The organism is Gelidimonas denitrificans, assembly GCF_055694065.1.
This window is the reverse complement of sequence record NZ_CM146350.1, coordinates 408028-422208: the sequence shown is the minus strand read 5'-3', so window position 1 is coordinate 422208 and position 14181 is coordinate 408028. Positions and strand designations below refer to the sequence as shown.

Genomic DNA, 14181 nt, shown 5'->3' with positions numbered 1-14181 from the left:
GACCCAGCGGCTTAACTCAGATTAACTGCTGCGCCGCATCATGTCGAAAAACTCGGCGTTGGTCTTGGTGGCTTTCATTTTGTCGAGGATGAATTCCATCGCTTCGATTTCATCCATGCTGTAAAGCAACTTGCGCAAGATCCAGATTTTCTGCAACTGGTCTGGCTTGATCAGCAATTCTTCGCGGCGGGTGCCGGATTTATTCAGGTTGATGGCCGGGTAGACGCGCTTCTCGGCCAAGCGGCGTTCCAGATGCACTTCCATGTTGCCGGTGCCCTTGAATTCTTCAAAGATCACGTCATCCATGCGGCTGCCGGTTTCGATCAGTGCGGTGGCAATGATGGTCAGCGAACCGCCTTCCTCGATGTTGCGCGCGGCGCCGAAAAAGCGTTTCGGGCGCTGCAGCGCATTGGCATCGACGCCGCCGGTCAACACTTTGCCGGAAGCCGGGATCACCGTGTTGTAAGCACGCGCCAGACGGGTGATCGAATCGAGCAAAATCACCACGTCTTTCTTCATTTCGACTAAGCGCTTGGCTTTTTCCAGCACCATTTCGGCCACTTGCACATGGCGCGTCGCCGGTTCGTCAAAAGTCGACGCCACCACTTCGCCGCGCACCGAGCGCTGCATTTCGGTTACTTCTTCCGGACGTTCGTCGATCAGCAGCACGATCAGCGTGATATCAGGGTGGTTGGCGGTGATTGCGTGCGCAATATGCTGCAGGATCACCGATTTACCTGATTTGGGCGACGCTACCAGCAGGCCGCGCTGGCCCTTGCCGATCGGTGCAATCATGTCGATGATGCGGCCGGTAATGTTTTCCTGGCCGTTCATCTCGCGCTCAAGATGCAGCACCTTGTTCGGGTGCAATGGCGTCAGGTTTTCAAACATGATGCGGTGCTTGGACGCCTCAGGCGGTTCACCGTTGACCTTATCCACTTTCACCAGCGCAAAATAGCGTTCGCCGTCTTTCGGAGTACGGACTTCGCCTTCGATCGAATCGCCGGTATGCAGGTTGAAACGGCGGATTTGCGATGGCGAGATATATATATCGTCGGTGGACGCCATGTAGCTGGCGTCAGGAGAGCGCAGGAAACCGAAGCCGTCCGGCAGCACTTCCAGTGCGCCGTCGCCAAAAATTTGTTCGCCTTGCTTGGCGCGTTTTTTCAGGATCGCAAACATCAATTCCTGTTTGCGCAAGCGTGCTGCGTTATCGATGTCGAGTCCGATTGCCATTTCTAGCAGGGCTGAGACGTGTAACGCCTTTAATTCAGATAAATGCATGGTGAGAGTGTCCCGAGATGGGATAAATATAGGTGGGGGTGGGAGTCGCGTGGTGTGCTTGTGAACGGTTGTTCAATATCAAGCAGGGATAATTTGCGTAAAAAATCTGAGTAAAAATGATCTAGCTAAGTCGTATGCATCAGCGGTGGTGCGAGCGCATCGCCGCTGCTTGCATTATTAAATATTGCTGTCCACAAACGCGGTCAACTGGCCTTTTGCCATCGCACCCACTTTTTGTGCTGCGGCGACGCCGTTCTTGAACAAAATCAGCGTCGGAATGCCGCGAATGCCGAATTTTGCCGGTATGACTTGATTGGCATCGACATCCATTTTAGCGATGGTAATCTTGCCGTCGTATTCCTTGGCGATTTCTTCCAGGATCGGCGCCACCATTTTGCAGGGGCCGCACCATTCCGCCCAGAAATCGACCAGTACGGGTTTGTCGGATTTCAATACGTCCGCTTCAAAGGATGCATCGGTAATATGTTTGATATTTTCGCTCATGGGTTCCTCGGTATGCCGGGATAAAGGGTAAATGGCGCTGCTTATGGGGTTCGTTCAGGCTTGCCTGCAATGCTCGTCACCTGCTGACAACGCTTTCATTGTTACACCAATGAGGTTGAGTCGTTGTGCTTCAATTCAATGTTTTTGAAATGTGTGGCAAGGAATAGTGCGGCGGGGATGCATTAAATCATAACCTATTTTGGCGCGAAATGTCATGCGGCGCTGCGATTTTATCCGCAGGCGTCTACGGCGCTCGCATAAAATACATCATTAACGTGGTTTTTCACGCAAAATTCCCCCCTCTCTTTCCGCTGCCATCAGCCCGGACCACATGTCACTCCAGCCTATCCTGATCCCTCCTTCCGCCCATTTCTGGAGCCGCGCGGCGCGCGCGCTGCTGCACCGATTGGCAGAAAGCGCACTGCTGCCGCAGCCGATGGACTCGCAATCTCTCGACATGTCCAGTTTGTGCGTGATGGTGCCAACCTACGGCCATGCGCTGCAACTCAAGACCGCGCTGGCGCAAGCGCTGCAATGCGCATTCATCCCGCCGCGCATCACGACGCCGACCACCTGGCTTGAATTGTTGCCGCCGCAAGACTCCGCGCCTGCGATTGCGCACGACAGCGAACGCCTGATGGCGCTGTATGGCGGACTGCGCCAGCATGCTTGGCTGAAAAAATTGTTCACCGCCAAACGCAATACCGACCTGCTGCCTTTGGCGCACACCCTGCTTACGTTGTCGGATGAACTGACGCAGGCGCTGCTGCCGGCGCTGCAGGCCGGGCCGGACACCCTGGAACAAAGCTGGCAGGCGGCGCTGGCCGAACTGTCGCCGCCGGCGCGCCAGCTGTTGTCAGATGAAACCCAATTGGTGTGGACTATCTGGAAGAGCCAGCTGGCACAAAACGATGCCAGCGCCGCTCGCATGCTGCAGCTGCTGCGTTTTGCGGCGCAGGCGCGCGGGCCTTTGGTCTGGATCAGTCCGGTTGCACCAAGCCCGCAAGAGGCGACATTTTTGAGCGCCTACGCTGCGCGCCAGCCGGTCTTGCAACTCTTCCTCGACTGGGATGAATCTACGATAAATAAGGAGTATGCATCTGCCTGGCATGAAATACATGCGGAAAACGATGTCGAGATCACGAGTATATACAAAGAGCCAGAACACGCCGAATGCCAGCAAGTGTCACGGATATCGTTATATGGCGCCAGCAGCCTGGAAGACGAAGCCTTGCACGCAGCCCAAACCATCGTCGACTGGCTGCAAGAAGGCAAATCCCGTCTTGCCATCGTGGCGCAAGACCGCGTTGTGGCGCGGCGCATTCGGGCCTTGCTGGAACGGGCGCAAGTATTTGTTAGCGATGAAACCGGCTGGAAACTGTCCACCACCCGCGCTGCAGCAGCGCTGGCGGCCTGGTTCGAAGTCGTGTCGTCGCGCGCCGAAACGGTGGCTTTGCTGGATTTTCTGAAATCGCCCTATGTGTTTGCGCCGCTGGCAGACAAACCCGCGCAATTGATGACGATCGAGCGCACGCTGCGGCGCGCCAATGTGCTGGCCGGCTGGGATGCGGCGGCTGCCGCTCTGGCCAGCAGTCCGGAGGAACAAATCAGCGTGCGCCGCATCGCGCAACAAGCCGCCACGTTTAAAGGGCGCAAAACACTGGCCGCCTGGCTCACCGCCACCGGCGACATGCTGGCTGCGCTCGACATGCAAGCAGCGCTGGCTGCCGACGCTGCCGGGCAACAGGTATTGGACGTACTGGAATCGCTGCAGAAAGAATGCGCGGCGCTGACTGAAACCTTTGCGTTTGCCGAATGGCGCGCCTTCCTCAACATGCAGCTCGAAGCGGCGCCGTTCGTGGCGACAAATCCCGACAACAGAGTCGTGATGCTGCCGCTCAACGGCGCGCGCTTGCGCAGTTTCGACGCGGTGCTGCTAGTCGGTGCCGACGCCAAGCATTTGCCTTCGCAACCGCAGGAAACCCTGTTCTTCGCCAATGCAGTGCGGCGCGAACTCGGGCTGGAAACCCGCGAAAGCCGGCAGCGCCAGCAATTGCGCGACTTTACCGAATTACTCAGCGCCAATCCAGAAGTCGTGCTGACATGGCAAGCGCACAAGGACGGCGAACCAAATGCGGTCAGCGCCTGGATCGAACGGCTACAACTGACGCTGGCACGGCACAATCTGGCAGAGTTGTCGACGCACCAGAGCGCACTTTCGACCCAAAAATTGCAACCTAAACTGCCAAGCATGCCGGCACCAAAAGCATCGCAACTCACGCCGCAAAAATTGTCCGCCAGCGGCTACAACAGCTTGCTGGCCTGCCCTTACCAATTTTTTGCCACGCGCATGCTGCGTCTGAACGCACTGGATGAATTGTCGGACATGCCGGAAAAACGCGACTACGGCGGCTGGCTGCATGCGATCCTGAAGACTTATCACGACACCTTGCGCGACCAGGGTTGCCCATTGCCCGAGCGCGAAAATTTGCTGCGCCGCATTTCGGCGCAAGCATTCGAACCCATTCTCGGCAAAAATGCCGCCGCCCTCGGCTATACCGTGCGCTGGCAAAAAGTGATTCCCGCGTATCTCGAATGGGCCAACGCGCACGAAGCCGAAGGCTGGAACTTCGTCATCGGCGAACAATGGTTCGAGAAAACCTTATCCTGGCCAGAGGGCGAAATACTGCTGCAAGGCCGCATCGACCGCATCGACGAAGCCGAGGATGACGAACGCGTGGTGCTCGATTACAAGACCAGCGAAGCCTCCATCCTGAAAGCCAAACTGAAAAACGGCGAAGACCTGCAATTGCCGTTCTACGGCATATTGTCCGACGCGCCTGTTGCCGGCGCGCAGTATGTCGCGCTGGAAGCGAACAAAGGCAAAACCGGCGTAGCAATCGCACCCGATTACGCCGATTGGCAAACCGCACTGGAGCAACACATCACGACGCATATGCAAGGCATAGCGGATGGCGCGCCGCTGCCGGCCAACGGCGTCGAATCGGTCTGCCAATATTGCGATGTGCGCGGCCTGTGCCGCAAGGGAGCTTGGTAATGGAAAATATCGAAAACATGGATTTCGACACTGATTTAAACGTGAATCCGAGCGCAGCCCCGCACGCCTACGAAATCAATCAATCTCCGGTCAGCGCGGAAGCATTCATCGCCAGCGCCTGCGACCCGCGGCAATCGGTAGTGGTGGAAGCTTGCGCCGGCAGCGGTAAGACCTGGCTGCTGGTGGCGCGCATGTTGCGCCTGCTGCTGGCCGGCACCGAACCGGCCGAATTGCTGGCCATTACCTTCACCCGCAAGGCCGCGCAGGAAATGCGCGAACGCTTGCTGTCGCTGCTGCGCGACTTGGCCTTGCTGCCGGAAACCGCGGTACGCGCGCTGCTGGAGGAACGCGGCTTGTCGCCCCATGATGCCGAGCAAGCAATCCCGGCCGCACGCGATCTGTATGAACGGGTACTCTCCAGCCCGCAAGCGCTGTCGATCGACACCTTCCATAGCTGGTTTGCAAAGCTGATCCAGATTGCGCCGCTGGCGTCCGGCGTGCCGCACGGCTACACGCTGACCGACGCCAGCGGCGAACTGCTGTCGGAGGCATACAGCACCTTCATGCAATCGGTCAACGATGACGGCAATGCCGAACTGAAAGCGGCGCTGCTGGTTTTGTACGACAACATCGGCGACTTCAATACCAAAAAACTGCTGGACGCCTTCATCGGCAAGCGCGCCGAATGGTGGGCCAGCACACAAAAGCCAGACCCAGCACAAGAACCGCTGCCGCTGGAATGGCTGCGCGCACTCTGCGGCGACGATGTCGACCACGATGCACGGCTGGAACTATGGAATGACGCAGCATTAAACAAACGCTTGCTGAACATTGCATGGCTGCTGGGGCAAGCAACAAAGCGCAACCAAGAGCGTGCGCGCAGCATCGAAAGCGCGCTGACAGCTGGCGCCAGCCTGGATAATTTCGCCCAATTGCTGAACCAGTTCTGCGACGACAAAGGCGCACCGCGCGGCAACGATCATCGTCGCGGGCAATTGTTCAAGGTGATCGAAACCAACCTCGGGGAAAATAGCGGCGAAACCTTCGAGCGCGAATTTACCAGCTTAAGTACCGCGTTATTACAGTTACAGCGCCGCAGTTTCGAGCCGCACGTACTTGCCATTAACGCCGCGCTATTTACCGCCGGCAGCGCGTATCTGGAACGCTATCAAGCGATCAAAGCCGAACGGCGCATTTTCGACTTCGCCGATCTGGAATGGCAAGCCTATCGACTGCTCTCCAACGAAGGACACGCAGCGTATTTGCAAAGTCGGCTCGATGCGCGTTACAAGCAAATTCTGCTGGACGAATTTCAGGATACCAACCCACTGCAATGGCACATCGTGCAAGGCTGGCTGAATGCCTACAGTGAAAATGGCGACGACGATAGCAAGCCCGGCATCTTCATCGTCGGCGACCCCAAGCAATCGATTTACCGTTTCCGCCGTGCCGAACCACGCGTCTTTCAAGCGGCCAGCGCGCACTTGGCCGCGCAAGGCGCGGCGCTGCTGCGCACCAATCAAACCCGACGCAATGCCGCAACCATCGTCGCGGCGCTCAATACCAGCTTTACACAAAATCCGATTTTCAGGCCGCAAACCACGCTGGCCGCGCAATCCGGCGTGGTCTGGCGTTTGCCGCTGATCCAGCGCGTTGCCAGTGAAAAATCCGTTGCAGACGATGCCGTGATGATCCGCGACCCGTTCACCACCCCACGCGACGAAGAAGAAGATGCGCGCCGGCGCGACGAAGGGCATGCAGTTGCGCAAGCAATTCTGCACGCCAAACACACCCTGAGCACACAGACAGATGCGCCGGTGCGCTGGTCCGACGTGATGCTGCTGGTCAAAAAACGCACCCATCTCGGCGCTTACGAAGGCGCGTTGCGCGCTGCCGGGATTCCATTCGCATCCGACCGTCGAGGTGGTTTATTAAGCGCACTGGAAATCCTCGATCTGATTGCGCTGCTGAATTTTTTGATCACGCCCGGCGACGATCTGGCGCTGGCGCACGTATTGAAGTCGCCGTTATTCGATGCCGATGACGCCGACCTGATTGCGCTGGCGCAGCGCACCGAACAGTGTTGGTGGAATCGCCTGCAAGCGCTTGCAAGCGCCGGAACATCGGAGCCGCTAATGCGCGCCGAACGCCTGCTGGCGCACTGGCTGCAAGTCGCGCCGCAATTGCCGGTGCATGATTTGCTCGACGTTATCCTGCATCAGGGCGAACTGATCACGCGCACCGCGCAAGCTGCGCAGCCGCTGGTGCGCAACCAGGTGATCGGCAATATCGAAGCCTTCATCGAGCTGTCCCTGAATCTCGATGCCGGCCGCTATCCGAGCCTGCCGAAATTCATCGATGCGCTGCGCACCTTGCAAAACAACGCCGGCAACGACGCACCCGACGAAGCCGGCATCGACGCCGCGCTGGACGCGGTGCGCATCATGACCATCCACAGCGCCAAAGGGCTGGAAGCGCCGATCGTGATTTTGCTCGACGCCAACCACAGCGAACCGGCGCGCGACGATATTGGCGTGCTGTGCGACTGGCCGCAAGATGCTGCGGCCCCGACCCACTTCTCGGTCTTCGGCCGCCAGAGCGAACGCGGCGCGGCGCGCGACCCTTTGTTTGCGGCAGAAGAAAACTTCAAGCAACAAGAAGACTGGAATCTGCTGTACGTCGCCGCCACCCGCGCCAAACAGATATTGATCGTCAGCGGCGTCGCCAGTGCGAAAAACCCGCAACCCGATGGCAGCGCCGTCGATAGTTGGTACCACCGGTTACAAAACGCGCCGCACATTCCGGCCGATGTTGCAGCAGACTGGGAAGAACCCGCGCCAAGCCAGGTTGCAGCCGACAGCTTCACGCTCCATGTCTACAATCCGCCGCTGCTGCCCGCGCCCGTCAGCGCACAATCGGCCAGCGCCACCGGCGACGCCATCGCGGAAGGGATCGCGCTGCACGCATTGCTGGAACGCCTGACCCACGCGGCCATCTGGCCCATCGCCATCCCGACTGCAAACGCCATCGCCGACTGGCTGCGCTGCCCATTTGTGCTGGCGGAATCGATCCGCGCCCACGCCGACACCATCCTGTCGCAAACCCATCTGGAACATTTTTTCGATCCGTCGCAACATCACAGCGCCCGCAACGAAATGGAAATCCTGCACGGCGCAAACTTGCTCCGGCTGGACCGCGTGGTGGTCTTTGAGGAGGAAGTCTGGATTCTCGATTACAAGCGCAATTACCTCGACAGCGAACGCGCCGATTATCAGGCGCAACTGGCCGGTTACCGCGCTGCAGGCGCGCTGGTGTTTAGCGGCAAAACCCTGAAATCGGCGTTGATTACCGTCGATGGGCGTTTGATTGAACTGGCTTAAAAAAAATGGCAGAGTATCGTTAAATACGCTGCCATTGCCGCATATAGAATATGCGTTACTTAAAAATACTGCCAATATCCGTATTTATTCCTGGTGATATGCGGTGACCCGTTCCACTTCGCTCTTCGAACCGAGGAAGACCGGCACCCGCTGGTGCAGTTTTTCCGGCTGAATATCCAGGATGCGCTGGGCGCCGTTGGTGGCGGCGCCGCCGGCTTGCTCAACCAGGAAAGCCATCGGATTGGCTTCGTACATCAGGCGCAGCTTGCCTGGCATCTTGGCATCGCGGGTGTCGGCCGGGTACATGAAGACGCCGCCGCGACTCAGGATGCGGTGCACGTCGGCCACCATCGAGGCGATCCAGCGCATGTTGAAATTGCTGCCGCGCACACCGTCCTCGCCGACCAGCAATTCGTTCACATAGCGTGTCACCGGCGGGAACCAGTGGCGGGCGTTGGAAGCGTTGATCGCGAATTCTTTGGTCTCGACCGGGATTTGCATATTGCGCTGGGTCAGCACCCAGGAACCCATTTCACGGTCCAGCGTGAAGCAGTTGACGCCGTTGCCGGTGGTCAGCACCAGCACGGTTTGCGGGCCGTACACCGCGTAACCGGCGGCGACTTGCTGGCGGCCCGGTTGCAGGAAATCCTGCTCGGTCGGCGCGCCCATGTCTTCCGGCGCTTTCAGCACCGAGAAAATGGTGCCGATCGAGACATTGACGTCGATGTTGCTGGAACCGTCGAGCGGATCGAACAGCAGCAAATATTCGCCCATCGGATAGCGGTTCGGGATCGGGTGGATGGTTTCCATTTCTTCCGACGCCATCGCCGCCAGATGGCCACCCCATTCATTGGCTTCGAGCAGGATGTCGTTGGAAATGATGTCGAGCTTTTTCTGCACTTCGCCCTGCACGTTTTCGGTTTCGGCGCTGCCCATGACTTCGCCCAAGGCGCCCTTGCCGACCGCGTGGCTGATGGTCTTGCAGGCGCGCGCGACGACTTCGATCAGGAGCCGCAATTCGGCCGGGATGGTGTTGTTCTGGCGTTGTTCTTCCACCAGGTATTGGGTCAGACTGATACGTTTCATGTGTTCCTTTTTTAGTACAACTACGCAATATTTAAACAAGATGTTCCGGGAGCTCGGACCGCTCAAGCGGCCAGCGCCTTCGACACCACTTCGGCCACGTCCTTCGACAGTTTTTTGGTCTTTGCGACTTTTTGCAGCGCGGCCTGCATCTGCACTTGCAGCGCAGGCTGGTATTTCTTCCAGTGATCCAGCGTGCGGGCCAGACGCGCCGCCACTTGCGGGTTGAGCGCATTGAGCGCGATCACTTGCTCGGCCCAGAACGCGTAACCGCTGCCGTCCGGCGCATGAAATTGCGCCGGATTGCCGTTGCAGAAGCTGAAAATCAGGCTGCGTGCGCGGTTCGGGTTGGTGATGGTGAATGCAGGGTGCGCCATCAGCTTGCGCACCGTTGCCACATCGGTGGTGCGCGCCGTAGCTTGCAGGCTGAACCATTTGTCGACCACCAGCGCTTCTTTCTTGAAATCCCGGTAAAAACGCTGCACCGGCTTGCTTGCGCTCTTGCTGCCCGAGTTGACCAGCCCAACCAAGGCGGCCATCCGATCGGTCATGTTGTCGGCGGCGGCGTCCTGCGCGTGCGCCAGTTGCAGCGCGCTGTCGTCATGCCAGTCCAGCAGGTACGACAACGCCAGATTTTTCAGCGCGCGTTTGCCGGCAGAGCTGGCATCGGGGCTGTATTTCACGCTGCCGAGATGATCTTCATATACGGCGAGGAAATCGGCCTTGAGCGCCAGCGCCAGCGTGCTGCGCATGAAACGGCGCGCAGCATGGATCGCTCGCGGATCGACCACCGCGCACTGTTCGGCCAGCATGGATTCCGACGGCAGCGTCAGCACCAGTTCGCGAAAGGCCGGATCGAGCGACGCATCGTTGAGCGTGGCGCGCATGGCTTCTATAAACAAGCCGTCCAGTTCCAGCACCGCTTGCGCCGGATCGGCGGCGGCTTGCAGCGTTGCCGTCAACGCAAGCAAGCGCTGCATCGCCAGGCGTTGGCCGGCTTCCCAGCGGTTGAATGGATCGCTGTCAAACGCCAGCAAGTGCGCCAGCTCCTGATCCGAATACGCGTAATCGAGCATCACCGGCGCCGAGAAATTGCGCAGCAGCGATGGAATCGGCTGCTCCCTTACTTGGGTAAAACGGAAGGTTTGGCGCGCCTTGGTGAATTCCAGCACGCAGGTGGTTTGATCATTCTCTGCCGGCGTTTTCCCTTTCTTCTGCGCGGTTTCCAGATGCAGCGGCATGTCGCGGCCGCTGGCACCCTGCAAGCCGATGGCAAACGGGATGTGGAACGGCTGTTTCTTGGCATCAAAGGCCGTGGCCGGGCAGGATTGCGCCAGCGTCACTTCATAGGTGTGCGCGCTGGCGTCGTACTTGGTCTGCACCTTGACGCGCGGGGTGCCGGCCTGGCTGTACCAGCGCTCGAACTGGCTCAGATCGCGCCGGTTGGCGTCGGCCATCGCAGCGCGGAAATCGTTGCACGACACAGCTTGACCATCGTGCCGCTCAAAATACAAATCCATCCCTTTGCGGAAACCATCGCGTCCCAGCAGCGTCTGGTACATGCGCACTACTTCCGCGCCTTTTTCGTAAATCGTGACGGTGTAGAAATTATTGATTTCGACATAACTGTCAGGCCGCACCGGATGCGCCATCGGGCCGGCATCTTCGGAAAACTGCACCTGGCGCAAGACCCGCACATCCTCGATGCGCTTGACCGCCCGGCCACTGTCGGTGCCGATCATGTCGGCCGAGAATTCCTGATCGCGGAACACCGTCAAGCCTTCCTTCAGCGACAGCTGGAACCAGTCGCGGCAGGTGACGCGGTTGCCGGTCCAGTTATGGAAATATTCATGTCCGACCACCGATTCGATGTTCGCGTAATCGGCGTCGGTGGCTATCGATGGATTGGCCAGCACGTACTTGGTGTTGAATATATTCAAACCCTTGTTTTCCATCGCGCCCATGTTGAAGTCGCCCACCGCGACGATCATGAAACGCTCCAGATCCAGCTCCAGGCCGAAGCGCTGCTGGTCCCATCGGATTGCGTTTTTCAGGGACGCCATCGCATGCTGGGTTTTGTCGAGGTTGCCCGGTTCGACCCAGACTTGCAACAACGCTTTACGACCGGATTTGAGCTTGAATTTTTCTTCCTGACAGACCAGCTTGCCGGCCACCAGCGCGAACAGATAGGACGGTTTGTTGAACGGATCTTCCCACTTCGCATAGTGACGGCCATTGTCTAAATCGCCCTGCTCCACCAGGTTGCCGTTGGACAGCAAAACTGGATATTTTTTCTTGTCGGCGCGCAGCATTACCGTGTATTGCGCCATCACGTCCGGGCGATCCGGGAAGTAGGTAATCTTGCGAAAGCCCTCGGCTTCGCATTGGGTGAAGAAGTTACCGTTCGAGACATACAGTCCCATCATGCTGGTGTTTTGGTCCGGATGGATCAGGGTTTCGATTTCCAGCGTGATCTCGTCCGGCGCATCGGCGATCTGCAAAACCGCGCCGAAAATGGTGTAGCCGCCTTTGGCGCGCTTGGCCAGCAATGTTCCGTTCATGCGCAGCGACAGCAGTTCCAGCGTCTCGCCATACAGCACCACATTTTTGTCGGTCGCCGCGGGATTGCGCGCCATCGTGATGCGGGTGGCAACGCGGGTCGATTGCGGGTCCAGATCAAAACCCATTTCCACTGTGCTGACTGTGTAAGCCGGCGCCGTATAGTCGGCGCGGAAAATCGTATTGGGAGTATTAGATCGCATAAGAAAATCATCCAATGGAAGTGGTGCAATATGACATTTTACCAATCGCCGCTTAATTTAGCAGGAAAGGCCACAGATAAGGCCGCAAGTAAGGCCGCAAATAAGACGTCAGGAAATACCGCCAGAATATTGCGCAAACGTTGCGCAAACGCAGGCAAGCGCGCAATTTTCACCCAACATCTACGCAACGCCCCTGCAACATTCCATTACATCGCGGCCTTGATTTTTTTGCTGAAAAAGCTATCTTAAAGATAATGCTGCGGCCTGGATTGCGTTGCAATGAAAAGGAGCTGCCATGAAAAATAATATGCACAATGTGCGTCTGGCGCTGCTGGTCACAACTGTATTGCTAACCGGCTGCGTCGCCACCATCCTCAGCGATGTCACGGTGTTTCACGCCTGGCCGGTCGAGTTGCCGGACAAATCATATGTGTTCGAGCATGAAAAATCGCTGGACGGCGACTTGGAATACCAGTCCTACCAGCGACTGCTGCGCGCGCAATTGCAACGGCTTGGCTTCACCGATGCGGCCGACTCCAAGACAGCGGCACTGCAGGTTGCGTTCAAGTATGACGTCAAGGTGCGCGATGTGCGGTTGATCCAGCCGGTGCTGGTCGATTCTTACGGCTACGGCGGCGGATTTTACGGGCCCCCCTGGCACCGCCGCGGTGGCTTTTACGATCCTTTTTACGATCCCTTTTACGACCCGTTCTGGTACGGGCCGCCAGTGGTGGTGTACCAGCAATCCGACTATCGGCTGTACCACCGGCAATTGCATGTCGGCATCAAGCAAGCCAGGGACGGCAAGAAACTGTATGACGTAACGGTCAACAGCGAAGGCCGCAACAGCGCGCTGGCGTCTGTGATGCCGTACATGATGCGCAGCGCCTTTGTAGATTTTCCCGGCAAAAGCGGAGTGGCGCACCAGGTCGAACTCCCGATCAAGGATTGATTCCAGGAGCCGGACTCAAACCGGCTTTTAAGACGGCTTGAGAGAAAATATATACTTAATCATGTATTTTTCAATGCCGCATATAGAACATGCGGCAATCATCGTAATTTATCGCATACTCCCATATTTACGGTAAATAATAGAACTATTCAGCGTGCTGTGGAGTGCCGCCAGCATCAGGGAATCAGAATCGACGAGCCGGTGGTCTTGCGCGCCTCCAGATCGATGTGCGCCTGCGCCACATCCTTGAGCGCGTAGCGCTGATTGATCTCGATCTTTATCTTGCCGCTTTCGACCATGCTGAATAGCTCTGACGCCATCACCAGCAAATCTTCCCGCTTGGCGGTGTAGTTCATCAGCGACGGGCGCGTGATGAAGAGCGAGCCGCGCGACGCCAGTTCGCTCAGGCTGAATGGCGGCACCGGCCCCGAAGCGTTGCCGAAACTGACCATCATCCCCAGCGGCGACAGGCAATCGAGCGAGCCTAAAAAAGTATCGTTGCCAATCGAATCGTAGACCACCGGCACGCCCTGGCCGCCGGTGATTTCCTTGACCCGCTTGACGAAATTCTCGGTGTTGTAATTGATCACATGGGTGCAGCCGTGCGCCTTGGCCAGCGCGCCTTTGGCGTCCGAACCGACGGTGCCGATCATGGTCACGCCCAGCGCGCGCGCCCACTGGCAAGCGATCAAGCCGACGCCGCCGGCAGCGGCGTGGAACAGGATGGTTTCGCCGCCCTGCAAGCGGAAGGTGCGGCGAAACAGATATTGCACCGTCAAACCCTGCAGCATCATCGCAGCGGCAGTCTCGAAGCTGATCGCATCCGGCAATTTGACCAGCGCCGCCGCCGGCATCAGGCGCACTTCGGCATAGGCGCCGATCGGCCGGCCGGCGTAAGCGACCCGGTCGCCCGCCTTCAGATCGGTGACGCCCGCGCCGACCGCTTCCACCACGCCAGCGCCTTCCATGCCCAAGCCGGCCGGCAGCGATTGCGGATACAGGCCGGTGCGAAAATACACATCGATGAAATTCAGGCCGCAGGCAACATTGCGCACCCGCGCTTCACCGGGGCCGGGCGTGCCGACCTCGACTTCGACGTATTCCATCACTTCCGGGCCGCCTGTTTTACTGATGCGAATTGCTTTTGACATGATGTTT

Annotated in this window: 9 protein-coding genes; 4 read left to right on the top strand and 5 right to left on the bottom strand. The window is 58.2% G+C overall.

What is annotated here, in order from left to right; genetic code table 11:
• Positions 1-21 precede the first annotated feature (21 nt).
• Together rho and trxA are read right to left on the bottom strand one after the other, a co-directional pair.
• Positions 22-1284, bottom strand: a complete 1263-nt coding sequence (gene rho / locus FKCLFG_RS02030; RefSeq protein WP_472614584.1) for a transcription termination factor Rho — start codon at positions 1282-1284, stop codon at positions 22-24.
• 177 nt (positions 1285-1461) lie between these two features.
• Positions 1462-1788: a thioredoxin TrxA gene (trxA, locus tag FKCLFG_RS02025; protein ID WP_472614583.1), complete on the bottom strand. Its 327-nt coding sequence runs from the start codon at positions 1786-1788 to the stop codon at positions 1462-1464.
• A gap of 331 nt (positions 1789-2119) precedes the next feature.
• Between trxA and FKCLFG_RS02020 the strand changes: the two genes are divergently transcribed.
• Both FKCLFG_RS02020 and FKCLFG_RS02015 read left to right on the top strand, forming a co-directional pair.
• Complete coding sequence (locus FKCLFG_RS02020) at positions 2120-4846, top strand: PD-(D/E)XK nuclease family protein (protein WP_472614582.1); 2727 nt, start codon at positions 2120-2122, stop codon at positions 4844-4846.
• A complete protein-coding gene (locus FKCLFG_RS02015; RefSeq protein ID WP_472614581.1) occupies positions 4846-8226 on the top strand; it encodes a UvrD-helicase domain-containing protein in 3381 nt (1126 codons plus the stop codon). The genes FKCLFG_RS02020 and FKCLFG_RS02015 overlap by 1 nt, the downstream gene beginning before the upstream one ends.
• Positions 8227-8310: 84 nt before the next feature.
• Here FKCLFG_RS02015 and FKCLFG_RS02010 read toward each other — a convergent pair whose 3' ends face one another.
• The gene (locus FKCLFG_RS02010) at positions 8311-9312 is read right to left on the bottom strand and encodes a class 1 fructose-bisphosphatase (RefSeq protein ID WP_472614580.1); all 1002 of its coding nucleotides are present in this window, start codon (positions 9310-9312) and stop codon (positions 8311-8313) included.
• Positions 9313-9374: 62 nt separating this feature from the next.
• Positions 9375-12071 carry an aminopeptidase N gene (gene pepN / locus FKCLFG_RS02005; RefSeq protein ID WP_472614579.1) on the bottom strand — a complete coding sequence of 899 codons (2697 nt, stop codon included), beginning with the start codon at positions 12069-12071 and terminating at the stop codon, positions 9375-9377.
• A 30-nt stretch (positions 12072-12101) separates the two neighbouring features.
• Between pepN and FKCLFG_RS02000 the strand changes: the two genes are divergently transcribed.
• Together FKCLFG_RS02000 and FKCLFG_RS01995 are read left to right on the top strand one after the other, a co-directional pair.
• On the top strand, positions 12102-12320 hold the full coding sequence (locus tag FKCLFG_RS02000) for a hypothetical protein (RefSeq protein ID WP_472614578.1): 219 nt from the start codon (positions 12102-12104) through the stop codon (positions 12318-12320).
• 46 nt (positions 12321-12366) lie between these two features.
• Positions 12367-13023, top strand: a complete 657-nt coding sequence (locus FKCLFG_RS01995; RefSeq protein ID WP_472614577.1) for a DUF4136 domain-containing protein — start codon at positions 12367-12369, stop codon at positions 13021-13023.
• A gap of 176 nt (positions 13024-13199) precedes the next feature.
• Here FKCLFG_RS01995 and FKCLFG_RS01990 read toward each other — a convergent pair whose 3' ends face one another.
• Positions 13200-14174 carry a quinone oxidoreductase family protein gene (locus FKCLFG_RS01990; protein ID WP_472614576.1) on the bottom strand — a complete coding sequence of 325 codons (975 nt, stop codon included), beginning with the start codon at positions 14172-14174 and terminating at the stop codon, positions 13200-13202.
• Positions 14175-14181: the final 7 nt, after the last annotated feature.

Bases quoted from the DNA above. Each gene is read 5' to 3' on its own strand.
- FKCLFG_RS01995 (WP_472614577.1), top strand. From the start codon at position 12,367: ATGAAAAATAATATGCACAATGTGCGTCTGGCGCTGCTGGTCACAACT.
- FKCLFG_RS02000 (WP_472614578.1), top strand. From the start codon at position 12,102: ATGACATTTTACCAATCGCCGCTTAATTTAGCAGGAAAGGCCACAGAT.
- FKCLFG_RS02015 (WP_472614581.1), top strand. From the start codon at position 4,846: ATGGAAAATATCGAAAACATGGATTTCGACACTGATTTAAACGTGAAT.
- FKCLFG_RS02010 (WP_472614580.1), bottom strand. From the start codon at position 9,312: ATGAAACGTATCAGTCTGACCCAATACCTGGTGGAAGAACAACGCCAG.
- FKCLFG_RS01990 (WP_472614576.1), bottom strand. From the start codon at position 14,174: ATGTCAAAAGCAATTCGCATCAGTAAAACAGGCGGCCCGGAAGTGATG.
- pepN (WP_472614579.1), bottom strand. From the start codon at position 12,071: ATGCGATCTAATACTCCCAATACGATTTTCCGCGCCGACTATACGGCG.
- FKCLFG_RS02020 (WP_472614582.1), top strand. From the start codon at position 2,120: ATGTCACTCCAGCCTATCCTGATCCCTCCTTCCGCCCATTTCTGGAGC.
- trxA (WP_472614583.1), bottom strand. From the start codon at position 1,788: ATGAGCGAAAATATCAAACATATTACCGATGCATCCTTTGAAGCGGAC.
- rho (WP_472614584.1), bottom strand. From the start codon at position 1,284: ATGCATTTATCTGAATTAAAGGCGTTACACGTCTCAGCCCTGCTAGAA.